14 protein-coding genes and 2 pseudogenes are annotated in these 19,705 nt (G+C 60.1%); 8 read left to right on the forward strand and 8 right to left on the reverse strand.

Annotated elements, in window-relative coordinates:
• The first annotated feature begins 217 nt into the window (after positions 1 to 217).
• Entirely contained in the window at positions 218 to 1,045 is an 828-nt protein-coding gene (locus BLT62_RS08160) for a hypothetical protein (protein ID WP_083363601.1), read from the forward strand.
• A 297-nt stretch (positions 1,046 to 1,342) separates the two neighbouring features.
• Positions 1,343 to 1,990 carry a hypothetical protein gene (locus tag BLT62_RS08165; RefSeq protein WP_083363602.1) on the forward strand — a complete coding sequence of 216 codons (648 nt, stop codon included), beginning with the start codon at positions 1,343 to 1,345 and terminating at the stop codon, positions 1,988 to 1,990.
• A gap of 128 nt (positions 1,991 to 2,118) precedes the next feature.
• Here BLT62_RS08165 and BLT62_RS17615 read toward each other — a convergent pair whose 3' ends face one another.
• The gene (locus BLT62_RS17615) at positions 2,119 to 2,856 is read right to left on the reverse strand and encodes a hypothetical protein (RefSeq protein ID WP_156786277.1); all 738 of its coding nucleotides are present in this window, start codon (positions 2,854 to 2,856) and stop codon (positions 2,119 to 2,121) included.
• 104 nt (positions 2,857 to 2,960) lie between these two features.
• Here BLT62_RS17615 and BLT62_RS08170 point away from each other — a divergent pair, with 104 nt between their 5' ends.
• Positions 2,961 to 4,364 carry an IS30 family transposase gene (locus tag BLT62_RS08170; RefSeq protein ID WP_456238022.1) on the forward strand — a complete coding sequence of 468 codons (1,404 nt, stop codon included), beginning with the start codon at positions 2,961 to 2,963 and terminating at the stop codon, positions 4,362 to 4,364.
• Between the two features lie 78 nt (positions 4,365 to 4,442).
• Here the strand turns inward: BLT62_RS08170 and BLT62_RS08175 are convergent, their stop codons facing one another.
• Positions 4,443 to 4,865 carry a hypothetical protein gene (locus tag BLT62_RS08175; protein ID WP_156786278.1) on the reverse strand — a complete coding sequence of 141 codons (423 nt, stop codon included), beginning with the start codon at positions 4,863 to 4,865 and terminating at the stop codon, positions 4,443 to 4,445.
• A complete protein-coding gene (locus BLT62_RS17620; RefSeq protein ID WP_156786279.1) occupies positions 4,862 to 5,857 on the reverse strand; it encodes a hypothetical protein in 996 nt (331 codons plus the stop codon). Before BLT62_RS17620 ends, BLT62_RS08175 begins: the two co-directional genes overlap by 4 nt.
• 366 nt (positions 5,858 to 6,223) lie before the next feature.
• Between BLT62_RS17620 and BLT62_RS08185 the strand changes: the two genes are divergently transcribed.
• The gene (locus BLT62_RS08185) at positions 6,224 to 10,975 is read left to right on the forward strand and encodes a DEAD/DEAH box helicase (protein WP_083363606.1); all 4,752 of its coding nucleotides are present in this window, start codon (positions 6,224 to 6,226) and stop codon (positions 10,973 to 10,975) included.
• Positions 10,976 to 11,141: 166 nt separating this feature from the next.
• Positions 11,142 to 12,959, forward strand: a complete 1,818-nt coding sequence (locus BLT62_RS08190; RefSeq protein WP_197675186.1) for an ATP-dependent nuclease — start codon at positions 11,142 to 11,144, stop codon at positions 12,957 to 12,959.
• Positions 12,960 to 13,715: 756 nt separating this feature from the next.
• On the opposite strand, the pseudogene BLT62_RS08195 reads toward BLT62_RS08190, so the two are convergent.
• A pseudogene (locus BLT62_RS08195) lies at positions 13,716 to 14,078 on the reverse strand (DUF1643 domain-containing protein); the annotation flags it as partial.
• A gap of 439 nt (positions 14,079 to 14,517) precedes the next feature.
• Between BLT62_RS08195 and BLT62_RS17625 the strand changes: the two are divergent.
• Positions 14,518 to 14,664: a hypothetical protein gene (locus tag BLT62_RS17625; protein ID WP_156786280.1), complete on the forward strand. Its 147-nt coding sequence runs from the start codon at positions 14,518 to 14,520 to the stop codon at positions 14,662 to 14,664.
• A 54-nt stretch (positions 14,665 to 14,718) separates the two neighbouring features.
• On the opposite strand, the pseudogene BLT62_RS18405 reads toward BLT62_RS17625, so the two are convergent.
• Together BLT62_RS18405 and BLT62_RS18410 are read right to left on the reverse strand one after the other, a co-directional pair.
• Positions 14,719 to 14,858: pseudogene (locus BLT62_RS18405) on the reverse strand (zinc-ribbon domain-containing protein); the annotation flags it as partial.
• A gap of 45 nt (positions 14,859 to 14,903) precedes the next feature.
• A complete protein-coding gene (locus BLT62_RS18410) occupies positions 14,904 to 15,029 on the reverse strand; it encodes a zinc-ribbon domain-containing protein (protein WP_083365384.1) in 126 nt (41 codons plus the stop codon).
• 291 nt (positions 15,030 to 15,320) lie between these two features.
• Between BLT62_RS18410 and BLT62_RS17630 the strand changes: the two genes are divergently transcribed.
• Together BLT62_RS17630 and BLT62_RS17635 are read left to right on the forward strand one after the other, a co-directional pair.
• Positions 15,321 to 15,815, forward strand: a complete 495-nt coding sequence (locus tag BLT62_RS17630; RefSeq protein WP_156786281.1) for a DUF6932 family protein — start codon at positions 15,321 to 15,323, stop codon at positions 15,813 to 15,815.
• Positions 15,812 to 16,825, forward strand: a complete 1,014-nt coding sequence (locus BLT62_RS17635; protein ID WP_156786282.1) for a hypothetical protein — start codon at positions 15,812 to 15,814, stop codon at positions 16,823 to 16,825. Before BLT62_RS17630 ends, BLT62_RS17635 begins: the two co-directional genes overlap by 4 nt.
• Before the next feature lie 992 nt (positions 16,826 to 17,817).
• Here BLT62_RS17635 and BLT62_RS08210 read toward each other — a convergent pair.
• On the reverse strand, positions 17,818 to 18,651 hold the full coding sequence (locus tag BLT62_RS08210) for a class II fructose-bisphosphate aldolase (protein ID WP_083363610.1): 834 nt from the start codon (positions 18,649 to 18,651) through the stop codon (positions 17,818 to 17,820).
• Positions 18,648 to 19,688: an aldo/keto reductase gene (locus BLT62_RS08215; RefSeq protein WP_172829664.1), complete on the reverse strand. Its 1,041-nt coding sequence runs from the start codon at positions 19,686 to 19,688 to the stop codon at positions 18,648 to 18,650. Before BLT62_RS08215 ends, BLT62_RS08210 begins: the two co-directional genes overlap by 4 nt.
• Between the last annotated feature and the right edge of the window lie 17 nt (positions 19,689 to 19,705).

Here is a 19,705-nt window from a genome sequence, read left to right on the forward strand (position 1 = left end):
CGAGAGTCCCTCACCGTACGCCTATTTGCGCACGAGCTGATCTGAGCGCTCGAACCAGAATGGTCTCCGCTATCCCCCGAACGGCCACGACGGCCGGAGCTGGAAGGCTCAGCCCTGCGGACGCTGAATTGTGGGGAACCGTACAGACATAAATCCACAGCAACACCTGGTTGGGCACGTGACGGTCGAAGAGCGTCAGCCGCGATAGCATGCTCGGATGTCAGCCGCTACTTCCGCTCGTGAGCGGAACATCGAAAGCGTCCAGTCGGACGAGGTCGAAGCCCGCGGGATGCAGCGACTCATGGAGGCAGAAGCTCGCCTCGAGCGATGGGAAACGACTCTCGAGCAGCTACCAGTCATGTCTGGTTCCGCTCTCGCTGGCGACGATATCGCCACGCCCTACGAGGCCCTATCGCAGCAAGCGATTTCTAGCTTCAAAGTCGCGCTCGATCACCTTCGAACTGTCACGCTCGTTATCGTCAAAACAGAGGCTATGCCGGTGCTGGCCTCGTTCACCCTCATCCGGGCTGCGCTGGAAGCGGCCGGCCAGGCGCTGTGGCTAATGGGGCCCACATCTCGAGATGAGAGAGTCTTACGCTCATTGCAGCTCTCACTTGAGGAGCGCCGAGATTTGTACGCTGCCGAAGCGGAGGGCACTGGCAGCGACACGAGGCTTCCGGCAGATGACAAAGTGCTTGCACGCCTTCAAGAGCTGCAGTCACGGCGTGTGGGCCTGAATGGGAGAAGTCTCAACGTACCGACGATCACCAAGCGGCTGAAGCAATCCGATGAGTACGCCGGCGATCAATCTATCTCCCTTCTGGTGGCCTGGAAGCTAGCCAGCGGGATGGCGCACGGCAGGCGCTCAACGATGTATCACCTGCTCGAGCGCCAGTTGGTTGAAAGCACGGACACTGGATTCTCGGTTCACATGACTTCCAGTATCGGGATAGTAGAGGCCTTCTACTCGATTGCCGAGCAGCACCTTATGAAGGCGGTCGCGCTCTTCTACATGAGAAATGGGCTGCCAATGCCCTTCGAGTAAGAGTATGGCTCTGTCAGGGGTTATTGCGGAGTGCTAACTTCTTCGATCTTCCCTGATCAGGGCTGCTTTCTGCTTTCATCCTCTTTCAGTGGTTCTCGCCAAATGTGCGGGATAGATGCGGGGTTCGATGGCAGTCTCAGGCACGCGCAGTCGGTCTCGCAGATTGTCCGACGGCCCGGCTCACTTGGTCTAGTCGACTAAGGCGAAACTCACATTCTGGCTTTCCAATATCAAACCACGACAGGTGGATATCATCTTCGTATAGCTAGCGCGCCCCATGCCACGAAGGAGTTGCTTTTGGATCTGCCTGGATTTCCCGGACTGCAGTTCGTGCCGAGCGAGCCTGCCGACAAGATCATTGACGACCATGAGGTGTTGACCCAGCTCCTGGTCAAGCGGCAGCAGGCGGATCCCGAGGAACACCTTTGGCTGCTGGTGAAATCCGACCGGGATCAGTACAGGGCGCAATCGGCCGAGAGTGTCCGCGATTGGATCGGTGACCCGCAATTCCCCATCTCGGGCCACGATGCCGTCGTGAAACTGTGTCAGGTCGGGCATCAGCTCGCCGGCAGCCACCAAGTAATGGCGTATGCGGTCGCAGCGCGTCGTTCAGAGAATCACTGGGACACCTTTGGCCTCCTCGAACACGACGGTCAAGGCGTCCTGACGAGCAAGACGATCAAGTGGGACGGCGACGCCTCCAGCGATCGAGTTAGCTTCCTTGAACTGATGCTCCCCGAGCTCCGCGCCACAGGCTCGATCACTGACGAGGAACGCTTGAATGGGGTCACGCAGCAGCAAGCGGCCGCCCGCCAGCAGCTGAGTGGGGTGCTGCGCGAACTCATTGACCACTACACCGAGGTCGGAAGCGACGCGAAGGTGGCGGAGCTCTGGGAGGAGCGTGGACCGCTGATCACCGAGTCGCTCAGGATCCGTTTGGGATAGAGGCGCGACGGGTCCCGCTTCGGTGCGCGACGGAAGTGGCGACTCCTACTGTGAATCCGTTGTCAACACGGCATCGTGAGCACCCGCCCATCAAGCTGCGAGCCCCCCACGGTGGAAGGAGGCATGCATTAGGGGATTGGGCTCTTTCCGCGGCGTCGGCGCCAATATCGGTGCCACCGAGCTCTAGGTGATGCCTTTGGTTCGGGGCTCGCCTCAACACCCATCGCGCGCGCATTACGGGCCCAAGCTGCCCGCTCGCTGGGGGTGGACGCCACATTCTCTGGGTCGTCGTGCACGCGTTCGACGGGCTCAGCGCGGTGGCGTCGCCACCACTGGCCGCTAGCGTCGCGGAAAAGCACGGTGGTCGCTAGGGCTGGCTGGCCGGGGTGGAACTCGTTGTGCCATGTGAACTCGAAGTATTTGTCGGACTCCGGCTCAATGGCGTCGACCTGGATTGAAAACGTGTCCCAAATCGCGTCATTGCCGCCGTTGACCATCTGCACCTTGATAGGGCCGATTAGCTCTTTGCTCCCGTTGTGGACGACAACGATTGCCTGGATGGCTGGTGCAACCGCGAGCCATCGACCGTGCCCAGGCGTGCTTGTAGGGGAAATTGCGACCCCGCCCCCGCTGGTGCCAATTCCCGCCTTGTCATTCATCGGAAAGTCAGCGCCAGTGTCGTGAAACGTCAGGTCGTCGAGGCGCGAGTACACCAGCCGGGCCTGCTCTTCCCGCTTGATGCGCACGTTGCGGCTGTAGGTATTAGCTGCGATGAGCAACGCAACGAGTCCGCCAATCGTCGCCAGCCAATTGCGCAGCGCATCCCACTCGTTGGACGTAAGTAGTCCCAGAAACCAATCAACCATAGTGATCAAACGCTACCTAGTGGATTCAACTGATCGTCGCAACACCTTGACCCTGGAGGTGTTCCGCAGTGGCGAGGAAAGATTGGATCGCGAAGACGAGCGAGGTGCCCGAGGGTGCGCGACGCCAGTGGCGTGCGGACCGGGCGTTGCGCCCCCCGCTGCGCTCGCCCGGGCGGCCTGAGCCCTCGCGGGCGGTGCAGCGGCAGTTCTGGCGTCTGATCGCGACGGGTATCAACTCAGCCGAGGCCGCACTGAAGGTCGGCGTGTCGGTGCCGGTCGGCGCCCGCTGGTTTCGCCACGCTGGCGGCATGCCGCCGATCTCACTGGCCGAGCCCACCGGCCGTTACCTGTCCTTCGAAGAGCGCGAGGAGATCGCACTGCTGCGCGCCAAGCAGGTGGGCGTGCGGGAGATCGCGCGCAGGATCGGGCGCAACCCCGGGACGGTCTCCCGCGAGCTGCGCCGCAACGCCGCCACCCGGGGCGGGACGCAGGAGTACCGGGCACTGGCGGCGCAGTGGAAGGCGCAGCAGGCGGCGAAGCGCCCGAAGGCCGCGAAGCTCGCGACCAACGACAGGTTGCGGGAGTACGTCCAGGAACACCTCGCCGGAAACGTCCGCCGACCCGACGGGACCATCGTCCTCGGGCCGGAGCCGCCGGCCTGGAAGGGGCTGAACAAGCCGCACCGGCAGGACCGGCGGTGGGCGACCGCGTGGAGTCCGGAGCAGATCTCGCACCGGCTGACGGTCGACTTCCCCGATGATGAGTCCATGCGCATCAGCCACGAGGCGATCTACCAGTCCCTGTTCATCGAGGGGCGTGGCGGGCTCAAACGGGAGCTCGTCACCTGCCTGCGAACCGGCCGTGCGCTCCGGCAACCGCGGGCCCGGGCGCAGAACCGGCCGCACGGGCACGTCACCGCCGACGTCGTGTTCTCCGAGCGCCCCGCGGAGGCCGCGGACCGCGCCGTCCCGGGGCATTGGGAGGGTGACCTGATCATCGGCACCGGCCGGTCCGCGATCGGCACGATCGTCGAACGAAAGAGCCGCTCGACGCTGCTGGTGCACCTGCCGCGGTTGCAGGGCTGGGGTGAGACCCCGCCGGTCAAGAACGGTCCCGCGCTGGGCGGCTACGGCGCGGTCGCGATGAATGCGGCCCTCATCGCGTCGCTGGCGAGGCTGCCCGAGCAGCTCCGCGAAACGCTGACCTGGGATCGCGGCAAGGAGCTCTCCGGGCACGCCCAGTTCGCGCTTGAGACGGGCACGAAGGTGTTCTTCGCGGATCCCCACTCGCCCTGGCAGCGGCCGACGAACGAGAACACGAACGGGTTGCTGCGCCAGTACTTCCCGAAAGGCACAGACCTCTCGCGGTGGTCCGCGGAGGATCTCGAAGCCGTCGCTCTCGCGCTCAACAACCGACCCCGCAAGAGCCTCGGCTGGCGCACTCCCGCCGAGGTGTTTGCCGAGCAGCTACGCTCGTTGCAACAACCCGGTGTTGCAACGACCGATTGAACTCGCCCCTGTCTCTAGGCACGTGAACCGAGGCAAGACGTGAAGTGAACGGATGTATCGGAATGCCTACCCTTTCAGCTAAAGCTCGATGACGCGTCCGCTCTGAAGGAACTCCTGAACGACTAGCGTCGGGCTCTTCAAATCCTTGAATGGGCTCGTCTTCGCGAGGTCCGTGATTGCCTCGAGGAGATCAGCGACCTGCACCGCCGAGTCTTCGCGGTCTGAAATGAGGGCGGCGTCGAGATTGTCGAAGAGCCTGCGGAAGCTCTCGCGGCGCTCATCAAAGGTCTTGTCGAGGGCCGAGAGGAGAAAATCTCGCTGCACATGAATGATCTCAAGCTGGCTCATCTCCCAGGCTTTGATCTCGTCGCGCTTCGTTCGTTCCTGCGCCACGACTGTGACCCACTCGTTTGCGGACGCGACGACAAGTCGGAATGTGTCGACGACCATCGCCGGACTCGGCTTCGGGAGCATTGATGCAATTGCGCTCGGTGTGCTCATGCGTACTTCCTCAGGATCTCGATTGATGCCTCGGTCAGTTCCCCGGATTTGGGGTCGAGGACGGGGGTGTTCAGGACTTCCTTGACCGCGGTGACAAGCTGGTACGCGCGAAGGAACTCCCTTGCGTGTACCGCAGGGTCGAAGTTGAGCGCCTCCAACACGTTGAGGGCGCGCGTCGCCCTGTCGCTCAACTGAGTGAGAACCTCTCGGAGTTCTTCGACGCGCCGCTCGACAGCGCCGAGCATGTCGCGCGCGATTCCGAGACGCTCGATTTCCACCTCCACGTTGGAGACGAACTTCCGCGACCGCGTCTTTGTTCGTGCCCCAACGGCGCCCATCGTCAGGCCGCCGACGAGCAGGGCAGGAACTACAGCCACGAGCCCGAGAACAGCGCCTCCCGCGGCGACACCCCCGCCGCCAGCGGCGAGTGAGCCCCCGCCAAGCCACGCGAGTGTCGCGTTCTGGGCGGCGGCACCCGTAAGCGTGGAGATTGCAGTACCGGTGCTCGCGGAAGCGAATGTGGACACGCCCCATAGTGCCGCCGCAGGCGCGGAAGCTCCTGCGCCAACTGCGCTTGCCAGGCCCCCGATCCCCGCGCTCACATTTTCGACGTTGGCGGCGTACTTCGGAATGTTCGGGACGCGAATGCGTACGCCGTCGACCTTTTTGAAGTTGAGTCGTTTGACAAGGTGTTCGTGCCGTTCGAGCCAGTCGGCAAGGCGCCCGACGTTCTCCTGATGGACGCTGATCATGTACTCGCCGTATCCTCGAACGGTGCGATCCGTTTCCGTGCGCACCGACTCGCAGCCGGCGAGTGCGTCGTCAAGACGCTTGAGCGCGTCCTGTCGCGACTTACGGCCGCCGGAGACGTCAAAGATGCCCTTGGCGCCCACTCCGACAGCGGCAGCAGTTGCCACACCGACGGGAACTAGGACCTTCCATCCCACTTGGCCGATCTTGGGTATGGCCGCAATGGCTGCCTGGAGGATCACGCGCGACTGAACCCCCTCGACTTGCCGTGCATTCCGTTTCTGATCATAGTGCGGAGCACTATCGGCCAGCCCCGAACGGGTTCACGATGGCGTGCGCGCCGTGTTCGGGGCAGGTGAACGCAATCCTGATGCCTTAGTCCTACTCGAACGTCTCGGGCGGCAATCGGCGCCGCAAGCCGGAAATATTCTGTGCTGCGCGTCGGAGTCGGGCTCAAACACTGGCGTACTTCCCAGAGCCATCCAGCGCCGCACAGAGCGTTTGCCGCGACACTCCGAGGTCTCTGGCTGCATTCGCCTTGGGCGCGTCGCAAAAAGGAGGCTCGTGTGCCGCGCCACAGGGATGCAGGGCTACGCCATGATTGGAGCATGCCGAATACGCTCTGGGATCTGCTCGACGACATGTACATTTCGGCGACGAGTGAACGTGACAAAGGCACCAAGTTTGAGCGCTTCCTGAAGAGCTACCTGCAGACCGAGCCGAAGTACGCCGACCTGTTCTCGGATGTGTGGATGTGGCAGGAATGGCCAGGTCGCGAGGGCCGGCCAGACACCGGGATCGATCTTGTCGCGCAGGATCGGTACACGGGGGAGTACACCGCGGTCCAGGCGAAGTTCTACGATCCGGCACGCTCACTCCCGAAGCAGGAGATTGACTCGTTCTTCACAGAGCTCGGCAAAGAGCCATTTAAGAGCGGCATGATCGTCACGACGGCCCGCACCTGGTCTAGGCACGCTGAGGCGGCGTTGAACGACCAGACGAAACCAATCCAACGTGTTGATCTGAACGACTTGGCAGCTTCCCGCATCGATTGGTCCTTGTTTGACCCGCAGAAGCCCGAGATTCTTTTCAGAGGACCGGGGAAGGAGCCGCGTAAGTATCAGCGCGAAGCGATTGACGATGTCATCGCTGGCTTCGCGACTCAGAACCGCGGCAAGCTCATCATGGCATGCGGTACCGGCAAGACGTTTACCTCGCTGAAGCTGGCCGAAGAGCTCGTGCCGATCGGAGGATCGGTGCTGTTTCTTGTGCCGTCGATCGCATTGCTGCAGCAGACGCTCAACGAGTGGACGGCCCAGTCCGACGTACCGCTGCGACCGTTCGCCGTTTGTTCTGACGTATCCGTAGGCCGTCGCGAGAACGAGGACGTTTCCGCTCACGACCTCGGATTCCCTGCGACTACTGATGCGGCGAAGCTGTTCCATCGTTTCCAGATCTCCAACGGCGAAGAAGCGCTCTCGGTTGTCTTCTCGACGTACCAATCGATTGATGTGATCCACCGTGCACAGGAACTCGGCCTGCCTGAGTTCGACCTCGTGATCTGCGATGAGGCTCACCGCACTACTGGGATCTCGCAGCCGGATAACGATGACTCTGCGTTCGTGCGCGTGCATGACGAGGCGTTCTTGAAAGCCAAGAAGCGGCTCTACATGACTGCGACGCCTCGCATCTATGTTGAGGATTCAAAGCAGAAGGCCGCCAAGGATGGCGTCGCAGTGTTCTCCATGGATGACGAGCAGAGCTACGGCCCCGAGTTTCACCACCTTGGCTTTGGTCGCGCCGTCGAGATGGGTCACCTCTCCGACTACAAGGTGCTGATTCTTGCCGTCGACGAGGAATCAGTTGCTACGTCGTTCCAGTCGCTGCTTGCCCGTGAGGGCGATATGAACCTCGACGACGTCGCACGCATCGTGGGGTGTTGGAACGGCCTGTCCAAGCGCGGCGTAAATGGTGAGCGACTATCGATCACTGACACGGCCCCCATGCAGCGCGCCGTTGCGTTCGCACGGAACATCAAAGAATCCAAGGCGATCGCGAACCAGATGAATGTCATCGGTCGCGAACTCCTCATGAACGCAAAGGACGGAGCGTCCGCGCTCAAGCTCGAAGCGAGGCACGTCGACGGAACTTTCAACGTGCTCGAGCGCTCTGCACGTCTGGACTGGCTGCAGGCCGGCGAAGCCACCGACGAGTGCCGCATCCTGACCAACGCGAAGTGCCTGACTGAGGGCGTCGATGTGCCTTCGCTTGATGCCGTGCTGTTCCTGAACCCGCGCAACTCGCAGGTCGATGTTGTCCAGGCTGTCGGCCGTGTCATGCGCCGGGCCGAGGGCAAGGAGTACGGCTACATCATCCTTCCGATCGCAGTCCCGGCATCCCAGGATCCCGAGACTGCTCTCAACGACAACAAGAAGTACAAGGTCGTCTGGGACGTGCTGCAGGCGCTGCGTGCACACGACGATCGTTTCGAAGCGATGGTCAACAAGCTTGATCTCGACAAGAAGGCCAACAACCGTATCGACGTCATCGGCATCGGCGGCGGAGGCGACCAAGAGCGCGGCGCTGCAAAGTCCAGCGACGTCGCCAACGAGGCACTGTTCTCAATGGTTAACGCTGCCGAATGGCAGGATGCCATCTTCGCTCGCATGGTGAAGAAGGTCGGAGATCGTCGCTACTGGGAAGACTGGGCGACCGATGTCAAGGACATTGCTGATCGCCAGGTCACCCGAATCAAGAGCATCCTTGACACTGTCCCTGAGGCATCGACCGAGTTCGACGGCTTCCACGAAGCACTGCAGGCAAACCTCAACGACGGCATCACCCGCAATGACGCAGTCGACATGCTCGTGCAGCACCTCATCACGAAGCCCGTGTTCGATGCGCTCTTCGAGGACTACGCGTTCTCAGAGAACAACCCGGTCTCGATAGTGATGGATGGCATGCTCAGCGTGTTGGACGGCTACCACCTCGAATCCGAGACATCCCAGCTCGAGGACTTCTACCGTTCGGTCCGCATCCGTGCTGAAGGTGTGACCAGCGCCACGGGCAAACAGAAGATCATCACCGAGCTCTACGAGCGCTTCTTCAAGCTGGCGTTCCCTCGAGTGGCTGCATCACTGGGTATCGTCTATACACCGATCGAAGTTGTGGACTTCATCCTGCGTGCTGTCAACGATGCCCTGAAGGAACACTTCAACGTGAGCATCAGCGACGAAGGCGTGCACGTTCTGGATCCATTTACCGGAACCGGCACGTTCATCGTGCGTCTTCTGCAATCGGGGCTGATCAATACGCAGGATCTCCTGCGCAAGTTCACCCAGGAGCTCCACGCCAACGAGATCTTGCTGATGGCCTATTACATCGCCGCGATCAACATCGAGGCCACGTTCCACGCGCTACAGCAAGACGCTGCACGTGAGCAGGGTCAAGGTCCTGATGCAGTTGGCTACGAGCCTTTCGGTGGCATCGTGCTGACCGATACCTTCCAGATGAGCGAAGATGGTGACACGCTTGATGAGCTGATGTTCACTCACAACAACGACCGCGTCGTCGAGCAGAACGCCCTCGATATCCGCGTCATCGTAGGCAACCCGCCGTGGTCTGTGGGCCAGGCGAGTGAGAACGATGACAATGCCAACCAGAGCTACCCGACACTCGACGCGTCAATTCGTGCGTCATACGCGCGACGAACCATAGCGAAGAGCTCACGGACAACCTACGACTCCTACATTCGTGCAATTCGTTGGGCATCAGATCGAGTCTTGAGGTCTGACCAAGGCGGCGTCGTTGGCTACGTCTCGAACGGTGGGTACATCGACTCAAACTCGGCCGACGGTCTCCGCAAGACGCTGTCGCACGAGTTTCACCACGTGTACGTATACAACTTGCGAGGAAACCAGCGGACAGCGGGCGAACAGAGTCGCAAAGAGGGTGGCAAGGTGTTCGACTCCGGGTCTCGAAACACCGTCGCGATTCTGTTGCTCATAAAGCTTCCCGGCGCTGTTAATGACAGTGTGCTTCATTACAAGGACATCGGCGACTATCTCACACGCGATGAGAAGCTCCGTTGTGTAAACGAGGGCTCGCTGAACGCGATCCACTGGCAGACGATCACCCCGAATGCTGAGGGCGATTGGATCAACCAGCGCGATCCTAACTACGAGGCATACCCCTTGATCGCATCACGTACCGAACCGAAGGTACTGTTTCGGGAATCGTCGTTGGGGTTGACCTCTAGCCGGGATGCATGGGTTTATGGCAGTGATTCTGCAAAGCTGCAGGATCGATTGAAGAGTCTTGTTCTTCGTTTCAACGATCTCGTGGATTCAGGAAGCACCAACTTCAAAGTTCTCGGTGAAACCGAGATGAGCTGGTCCGTCAACCTCAAAAATAGGCTGGCCAAAGGTCAGAGGATCACTTCGCAACCCGATATTCGACCGGCCATGTATAGGCCGTTCAGCCCTCAATGGGTCAGCGTGCAGCCGGAGCTGATCGAGCGAATTCGCAGCATGCCGAAGCTGTTTCCGACGCGCACCCTCGGTACCGAAGGGTTTTATATCTTGGGCGCAGGTGCAGTCAAAGACTTCTCCGTGCACGCGGTCGATCAGATCCCAGATCTCAACTATTACGGCTCGGAGGGCGGCCAGTTCTTCGCCCGCTACTCGTACACGCAACTGACAGCTGACTCGCTGTTCGATGAGTCCGAGCGTCTCGACAACATCACTGACTGGGCGCTCGGTGAATACCAGCGCGAGTACGGCGCACAGGTCACCAAGGACGACATCTTCTTCTATGTCTACGGACTCCTGCACTCGCCCGAGTACCGTGAGCGCTACGCGTCCGATCTGAAGAAGCAGCTGCCACGTATCCCGATGGCCTCTGGTCACGATCGCTTTGATGCGTATGCTGATGCCGGCCGCAAGCTCTCTGAGCTGCACATCGGATACGAGGACGTTACGCCGTACCCGCTGACGGAAGTGAGCCCTTCGTTCACTCCCAGTGATCCCTTCGACAAATTCGAAGTGAAGAAGATGAAGTACGGCGGCAAAGCTGGCGCGTGGGACAAGACCCGCATCCAGTACAACAGCCACATCGACATCGAGGGGATCCCCGAGGATATCCAGCGCTACACGCTGGGTAGCCGGTCAGCTCTCGACTGGATCGTCGAGCGATACCAGGTCAAGACCGACTCAGCTTCAGGGATCGTGAACGACCCAAATGACTGGTCGCGCGAGCACAATCAGCCTCGGTACATCATCGACCTAATCGGCCGCATCGTCACTGTGTCCACTGAGACGCTGAAGATCGTGGACAGCCTGCCGACATTGGGAATCAAGTAACTGCCCGACCATCGATGCTGTCGGTGGTCGAATTTATGCTTACGGAAATATCAGACAAACACGAGGAGCAGCGTTGCGACTTACCAAGTTTCAAGTCCGGAAATTCCGGAACATTATCGATAGCGGCGAAGTCTTAGTTGACGAGCTGGTTACCTGTCTTGTCGGTATGAATGAATCCGGCAAGACAACGGTGCTTTCGGCGCTGCACCGGCTAAACCCGGTCGGCGATGACACGTTTGAGGTTCAGCGTGATTATCCGCGCTGGCTCCTGTCGAAAGATCGCCGTGAAGGCACGATCGGTGACACCACCCCCATCGAGGCGACATTTGCGCTTGAAGGAGATGACCTCCGTGCGATCGAGGAGATTCTCGGTGCAGGTGTATATGACGCGGGTGGAGGCTTGAAGCTCTCGCGTAAATACGAATCGACCACAACGATGTGGACGGTTCCGCGTGACACTCGCCGTGCTGTTGAAAACTTCTTAGGCCGCGTAGATGTTCGAAAGAAGACACTCGAGCGGTTTAAGAACGTGAAGGATCTCGACGGCATCGAAGCCGTTTGTGTGGAGCTTGAAAGTGAAACGACAGACGCCCAGGCCGAACGCACGGCTGAAGAGATTGCTCTGATTCGGTCGGAACTCGGACGTGTTCCCGGCGAGACCACTTGGGATGTTCTCGTAGGAATTCTCAAGTCACGGGTACCGCGCTTCTTCTACTTCGCGGACTATTCCCAACTCGATGGACGCATCGACATCGACGCGCTCGCCACTACTGACGATGAAGTTGGATCCTCAGCTGATCAGACAGCGCGGGCACTATTGAGGCTGGCAAGCACGACGCCCAAAGCCCTTGCCGGCAATGATTATGAAGATCGCAAAGCAGAGCTTGAAGCCGTGGGCCACGAGCTCACACGGCAGGTGTTTGAATACTGGAAGCAGAACGAAAACCTGCGGGTGCAATTCGATATTGATCGCCAGATCGAGCAGGTTAACTCGAATATGCACACTGTTGTAAAGACGTTCCTCGATATTCGAGTAGAGGACACGAGGCACTCCTACACAAACAACTTTGCCCAGCGCTCCTCGGGCTTCCGGTGGTTCTTCTCCTTCTTGGCTGCTTTCACTGAGTTTGAGAGCCGGAAGCAGCCGGTCGTGGTGCTGCTTGATGAGCCTGGTTTGACGTTACATGCACGAGCACAGGGCGACTTCTTGCGCTTTATCAACGAGCGTCTGGCAACAGCAGTTCAGGTGCTCTATACGACGCATAGCCCGTTCATGGTGGAGACCGACAAGATCGGGAGGGTCCGAATCGTTGAAGACGGAGGTCCAACCACCGGTGCCACCGTTACGCAAGAAGCACTCGCCGTGGGCGAAGGCAGCATCTTCCCGCTCCAGGCGGCGCTGGGCTATGACGTCGCGCAGCATCTGTTCATTGGTTCGATGAACTTGCTGGTTGAAGGCCCAAGCGATTTCGTCTTTCTTGACGCGATGAGTCGAGTATTGGCTGACCAAGGTCGTCAATGCTTGGACGAACGTTGGCGCGTGATTCCGACAGGTGGAGCATCAAACATCCCGGCTTTTGTCGCGCTGATGGGGCAGAACCTGGATGTGACTGTACTGATCGATTCTGGTACAGAAGGGGCTGATCGGCTGGAAAAAGCCGTTGCTGCCGCTCGTCTTCAACGCGAACGCATCATCCAGGTCAATGAGATCACAAACCGCCGGCATTCTGACATTGAGGACATGTTTGAAGTCGACGAGTATCTCAAGCTCTTCAACAAGGCGTTCGGGACGAGCTATGTAGAGAGCGATCTGGGCCATGGTGATCGAATCGTCAAACGACTGACGGGCGTGCATGGGGCGTATGACCATTACAAGCCTGCTGACGTGATGCTGCGTCATCCTGAGCTGCGTGACCAAATTGGAGATGAGACGCTCGCTAGATTCGAAGGGCTTACCACTCGAATCAACGCCACCATAGGCTGATCGACATTTGCTACTTGCGGCCGTCAGTACCCAGGATCAACGGCGTGGAAGCCGCCAGCGCCTCAGGCGACGCGCACGCTATGCAGATTGCCAACCCATGCGCCAAGCACAGCGATAACGCATCCCGGTCGTGACCGGTGTGCCAGCTACCTGTCAGCTTGGCGAGTAGCGGTTGGGGGAAGCGCCAGTCCGGACAGTCGGTGTGCAATCTCGTCACTTCGTGGACACTGGATCTCATGACATCGTGGACGCCGGATCTCATGGCTTCGTGTGTCCTATGTGGACTGGCGCTACCATCAAGCCCTACTCGCCATCAGCTGGTCGCGACCTGGGATACCCCACAATAGGGGATCAAATCTAGCGCCGGCGCGCTGGTATAAGTGGTGGACAACTTCTTTGGTGTCAGTGCTCATGTTGAGCACTCTGGCATCCACCACCGACACCCCGACTACTTGGCGCTCAGCGCCGGGCCTCAAATGGGTCGATGACACTGTCTATCCCGTGCTCTGGGCAGATACACGATACGCGCGCCGAAGCTGTCAGAACCGAAGCTGACATCTGGCTCGCAGTCACCGCCACACGCGGGGCATATTCGGTAACCCTCGTCCCTGGGCACGCGGATTGCTGAGCCATCGGGGCCCTCGAGCTCGCGGTACTCCATACCCTGAGCCTACCCAGGGGTCACTCTGGCCTATCAAGCGTTCCCGGGACTACCAGCGCCAGCTTGCCTCGTAAGGCAGCAGCGGTCACTACGGATCAGCTCAGAGAAACCTTTGGGCCGAGCATCGGCAGTGGCCTTCCGGGAGGGCTTGGATGCCGCGGATTGCCGTCGTTGGTTAGAGGATCCCAGGTGAATACTCGGACGCCTATTCGGTCTAGCATCGCCTGAACGTCGACCTTTGCTCGTTTGAGGGTTGCATGGGGCATGTTGCCCCATGCGCCGAGCACCTCGGTCGCACCGTGGTGCACGAGAACCTGCTCGATCGCAGCGCAGTTGAGTGCCGACAGCGCTGGATCAAACTCGGAGAGCTTGCTGGGCTTCGGTGACCTCTCCGGGTAGAGGTTGAGCATGACCCAGCCGGTGTAGCCATGACGCGCGCTGGCTTCGATGATCCGATTGACCGTCTTATCGGCTTATAACTCTTGTGCGTGCGATGGGTTCATGCCGATCACGATGAGCGGTTGATTACTGGCTGCTACTTTCGCAACATTTCCCAAAGCAAGGCGGTGTGACGACATGCCTGGTTTCGGCTCCCAGAAGTCGGGCTCCTGACCCATCGGATATTTGATCATGATGTCGATTACCCTATGTGTATTGCTCGGATCACATCGCTGCCTCGGACGTGTCGAGCGCTCGAACCTGCATTGCATACGCCTGAATCTGGGCAATGCAACCTGACGATGTCAGCTCGGCCGAGTGCGCGGTCTCTGTCCACCCGCTGGTCCGTACCATGTCCTCCGGACCCAACCACATTGGTAGCCCCAGATCGACCCGCCACCAGCGTTTCATCGCGCCTTCAACTGCGAGAGCGTGGGCCCCGTCGTCAAGTAGCTCGAGGTGGAGGACATTCCAACCATCGGACCTGAAATGGTCGAGGCGGTTCGTACCCACGTTGGTGATTCCGACCTTGAACGCTCGAAAGTGGCGGTGCTCGAGAAAATAGACATAACCCGGATTGCCTCGCTTGAAGCCGCCGCCCTCTGAACACATTGGGCAGCCCTGGCCATGGGTACGGTTGCTCAAAGTCGACGGCCACTCGTGCCCTCGTCGCATTGCCACCAGCGGATACTGTTCGAGAATTGGGTCAGGTCGGACGGACACATGTCGCCATTCTTCGTGGGGTGCCAGCTGGCCGCGACTGCCGGCTGCAACGTCGCAAGGTCGTTGAAGCCCAGCATGGTCTGCCGCCCAGAGCAAACAGGACAGCCGACACCCTGTCCGGTTCAGCTCGCAATTACTGCCTTCCACTCATGGCCGCATGCTCCGAGCCACCATGCCTTCTTGCCGTTACTCACAGTCGTGTCGCTCGGGCGAATATGGTTCTTCGTTGGATGCCACTCGGCAGCGATGTCCGGGCGTACCGTTTGTTGAACGGTCGGACGTCATCCAAGGAGGAGATCTGAGTGGCGACAACTCCGATCCAATAATTGCCCGATCGAGGCATGAGCTTACTCAGCGCGTGCTGGTGTCGTCGCGAAATCGTGGCGGTTGATCAGCAGAACTATCGACGTTTGAAGTAGGCGTGCCTTGTCTCGTCACACTGGCGCATTCGTTTCGCTAAGCTTCGCGAAGATGTTTGCATTGGGCGGCAGGGATGGGGACGACAGGCTTTGATACCGGCTATAGATCCCACATCGCTGTTGCTGCCGGCCAATGCTGACAAGTCGCCCCACCCCGCGACAATCGATGAGATCGAACAGCGCTTCGTGCATGAGGCACCGCACAGCGAGCGACGTGCGCTCATTTTTTCGGCGTTCCAGCTGTACGCAGGGTTGGTCTGGAGTTATTTCCCGACCGCTCGGCTCTGGGTCAATGGCGGCTTTGTAACGCACAAGGAGGTGGCTCCGCACGACATAGATGTCGCGATGCTCGCCCCTTCGTCAGACGCTGGCATCTTCGCGCGTGATCCAGATGCACTTGCGCTGCTGACTCTGCAGGGCGTTCGAAGTTCTGAATTCGACGGCGTACTAAGGAGGCTTCAGCCCTTCGGAGGTCTGGTGGACAGCTTTTTCGTTCCTGAAGACAATCCGCTTGCCGTGCAAACTTGGAAGGACCGATGGAGTCTTGCACCCCTTTCGGATGGATCTGGATTCCGCGATGATCTATCTAAGGGCTTCTTGGAGGTGGCACCGTGAAGTCACCACATGAACCGACTGTCTTCGTCAGCCATCGCGACGACGACGATGTCGAGGAGAGTTTCCGCGCAGCCGTGCGGTCCCTTTTGGGTGCAGATTTTTCTAGCCGGCTCGCCCTCGGATCTCTGGTTGCCTCGGTCCAAGGTGACGCTAAGTACGAGCTAATAGCTCGCGAAGAGACTGCCCCGCGCGCGGGGGAAATGGATTTACATCTGACGGGCGACCAGATCGAAGGTCATTCAGCGAACGCAGCGGCGTTCGGGAATTTCGTCCGGCAGATCGCCGAGAGCGTGAAGATAATTACGCGTGAACGGATGGGCAAGACGCGGTTCATCAACGACCTACTGATCGAGCCTGGACCGGGATCGGTGCGAGCAATCTTCCGCAGCCCTGATCCGGTGCCACCCGGCGCCATCGCAGGCGCGAAGGACGACCCATTCTGGTCGGACCCGAATCAACAATCCCTAGCGCTTCACCACGTGGCACTACTACTCGCGAATGCAGAGCCAACCGCAGAGGACACGGGAGTCGTCGACGCACTGGTTGAGTCTTTGCCACCGAAGGCACGACCGAAGCTGATTGGCGCCGTAAAGAGCATTGTGAAGCAGGACTGGCTCATCGACGGGGAGTTTCGTCAGCGAGGATTGGGGATCGAACCGATAAGCCTGAGCGGCGCCGGTGCAAAGCGCCTCCGTTCTGCCCTGGAGGTTCGGGAGCGGACGAAGCAGGAATGGATAACGACTGGGCACTTTGACGGGCATCACCGATCCAGAGGGCTGAGTTGGTTCGTCCCCGATGGCGGCGAACGGGAAATGACTGTTGTGGTCCCAACGGCCGAGTTGACTGCTGCGGTGGCGAATCTCTCAACGGAGTCCGCACCGCGGGTGAAGGCGACTTTCTCCGTGATATCCACGCATGGTCCCGGCGAAGGGGACGCGGGAACGAGAAGTTTCATTCTGGAAGCAGTCACGGAGGAACCGGAAGGTACCGTGCCCCTGGATCTGGGCTAGTAGCATCTAAAAATCGGATGAGATGGACGCCCATCCCGCGACGGCGTGGTCGAAGGACGGGGCAAGATCGGAACTTGCGAATTGCGAGATGCGCTGGCCGACGCACAACCGCACAAAGGGCAATAAGTAGCCACGGCCAGAACTCTGGGCGGAGCACATCCAGCTGGCTATCGCAATCGAGCCAGGGGCTTGCGCCGATGAACCAGACCTGCGCGGCGTGTCCTCGGTTCCCGTTGGCCAACCTGCGGATGTCACTGCTGATTTGGGGCTTCGTAACCACAGCTTCTACGGCGGATGCAGGCCCGATGAGCTGTGCGACGTGCAGACCCGGAAAAAGGGGCTCTCGCCGAATAGTGCTGATAAGTGCGATTATCGGGTACTGAATACCAGCCCCTTGAAGTGAGATGTGGCCGAGTTGAAACGAGCTGGAGTCCGCGTTTTCTCGGCCAACGAAAGCTGCCGCAGCGGAATGTCCCTAGCGTGGAGCCCATGGCCCTCACCCCGGAGCAGCGCGCAGCGCAGCGGAAGATCGTCGGTACGTTATCGCGTCGACGAGGACCCGACGATGGGTGGTTGTAACAGGCCGAGAGCGGGCTCGATGTCCCAACACCCTGCTGTCGCGCGGCGACAAAGCGCGAGCCTGGTTCCAGCGGCGGCCTAAGAGCCCTAGCCATGCAGCCAGCTCAGGAATTGCGCAGCTCGTTGCTGCGCCGCAAATCAGGGCGCTCTCGCACACTCGAAGCGCCGCAGCTCGGGCAGCGTCAGCGTTGAGTTCCGGCGGCGGTCTTGCCGTTCTTCACCAGCTTGCGGCGCATCTCAGACAACGGGTCGAATTGGGTCGATGATGTGATCCGCCGCCACGGAGCGTATCTCGGGATGAACGACGTGGTTCTGCGAAGCAACTAGTCAGCGGACTGTCGTTTGAGCTGACGATCCATGACTTTGCACCCCACGTGCTGTGCTCGTCGCGGAGCAGCGGAGGGGCCCGCGCCTCAGGATTCGAAATGAAGCACTTTCAGAAGCGTTTCAGCGTCTGCTTTGATGGCCGCACGACCCGCCGCTAGGTACCTGCGCGGATCGGTCACAGCGGGGTGGGTGGCGAGATGCAAGCGGATCGCGTCGGTCATCACTACGTTGAAGCGCGTACCGAAATTGACTTTGGAAATACCCGCCCGCACGGCTTCCGCGATGAGCGGTTCTGCGATCCCGGATGAGCCATGCAATACCAGCGGAACCGGAACGGCTGCGTGGATCGCCTCGATGAGACGCACGTCCAGACGCGCCGTTTTGTCGGTCATGGCATGGGAACTGCCAACTGCCACTGCGAGTCCGTCGACCCCCGTCGACGACACGAAGTCGGCTGCCTCTCGCGGCTCTGTCCGGGCAGTCGCTATGTGAACTCCGTCTTTGCCGCCTATTTCACCCAATTCGGCTTCAACCCAGATGTCGAGATCGTGCAACTCATTCGCGAGTGAGCGGGTCGTCTTGACGTTGTCCTGGTAGCTCAACGTGGAGCCGTCGTACATGATGGACGTGAAACCCATACGCGCAGACGCGCGAATGAGAGTGATGTCGCTGGCATGATCGAGTTGCACTGCGAAAGGCACGGAAGACTCGCGAACACGTTCCAAGATCGCCCCCGCCACCGGTTCCAGACCCCCATGATATTTGACGGCATTTTGCGAAAGCTGGAGGATCACGCCGGTCTGGTGACCCTCCGCCGCTGTGACGAATGCTTCCAGGTGTTCGAGAGTGATGATGTTGAACGCGGCGACTCCCGCGCCGTTCCGGGATGCGATGAGAGCGGCAGGGCTGACCAGCGTCATGCGGTCGTGCTCCGGCGGCTCGCGCGGGCGGGCGGGCGGGCCGGTCCTGAACCGACCCCGGCCGCGGTCACTGCGGCGGCAATTGAATCGAGTTCGGCATCCGTCAGTTCGATAGATGCCGCGTCGATCCAGTCGTCGATCTGCTGCGGCTTGCGAGCACCGACGATGGCGCCGGTCAGTCCATCGAATGCGAGTGTCCAGGCCACGGCGATAGCACTAGTTGGAACTCCCCGAGCCGCCCCGATCGCCGAGAGAGCGTTGACGACCCGCAGATTTCGCTCAAGTCCCTCGCCAGTGAAATCCGCATGGTCTCTTCGCCAGTCGGTGCCGGGGAGCGTAGCGGCGCGCGTTGCGGTGAAAGTGCCAGTGAGAAGCCCCGACTCCATCGGAGCGTATGCAAGTACTGCGGTGCGTTGCCGGCGGGACACTGGAATGACGTCGCTGGCCGCATCCCGGTTAATCACCGAGAACGGCGGTTGCATGGAGTCGACGTGCGCGATCTCTTCAGCTGCTCGCAGCTCTTCTACGGTGTGGTTGGAAAGTCCGATGGCACGCACCTTACCCTGTTCGCGAAGCTTCGCAAACACCGGCCAGTAGTCTGCGACGCGGTACGCGTCGAGTGGGGGCCAGTGCATCTGGAAGAGATCGATGCGGTCAACTCCGAGCCGGCGAAGGGAATCTTCGACCTCCGTGATGATTCGCTCGGGAGACCCGGTTCGCACCGGCGCACCGCGAGGATCGTCGTCACTCCAAGACAATCCGGCCTTTGTGAAGATGTAGGGGCGATCTGCTTCCGCAAAATCGCGGGCAACCGAACCGACGAGCTCTTCGGCCAGGCCGCGGCCGTACACCGGTGCGGTGTCGATCCAGTTAATGCCGGCCTCGATGGCCGCACGCGCCGTCGAGCGGGAATCGTCCTCGTGCTGCTCGCCTCGTCCGGAGATCCATTGTGCTCCTCCCATGGCAAGCGAGCCGAAGCCCAGCGGCGTGACGAGCATGTCCGTTGTGCCGAGCCTGCGGCGGTCGAGGGCAGTCATTCTTCATTCCTCCATGG

It is taken from the genome of Microterricola viridarii (assembly GCF_900104895.1).
Lineage (GTDB): Bacteria > Actinomycetota > Actinomycetes > Actinomycetales > Microbacteriaceae > Microterricola > Microterricola viridarii.

Coding starts and splice junctions, on each gene's coding strand:
- BLT62_RS08215 (WP_172829664.1), bottom strand. CDS start 19,688: ATGACTGCCCTCGACCGCCGCAGGCTCGGCACAACGGACATGCTCGTC.
- BLT62_RS08160 (WP_083363601.1), top strand. CDS start 218: ATGTCAGCCGCTACTTCCGCTCGTGAGCGGAACATCGAAAGCGTCCAG.
- BLT62_RS17615 (WP_156786277.1), bottom strand. CDS start 2,856: ATGGTTGATTGGTTTCTGGGACTACTTACGTCCAACGAGTGGGATGCG.
- BLT62_RS08190 (WP_197675186.1), top strand. CDS start 11,142: ATGAATGAATCCGGCAAGACAACGGTGCTTTCGGCGCTGCACCGGCTA.
- BLT62_RS08175 (WP_156786278.1), bottom strand. CDS start 4,865: ATGAGCACACCGAGCGCAATTGCATCAATGCTCCCGAAGCCGAGTCCG.
- BLT62_RS08185 (WP_083363606.1), top strand. CDS start 6,224: ATGCCGAATACGCTCTGGGATCTGCTCGACGACATGTACATTTCGGCG.
- BLT62_RS08210 (WP_083363610.1), bottom strand. CDS start 18,651: ATGACGCTGGTCAGCCCTGCCGCTCTCATCGCATCCCGGAACGGCGCG.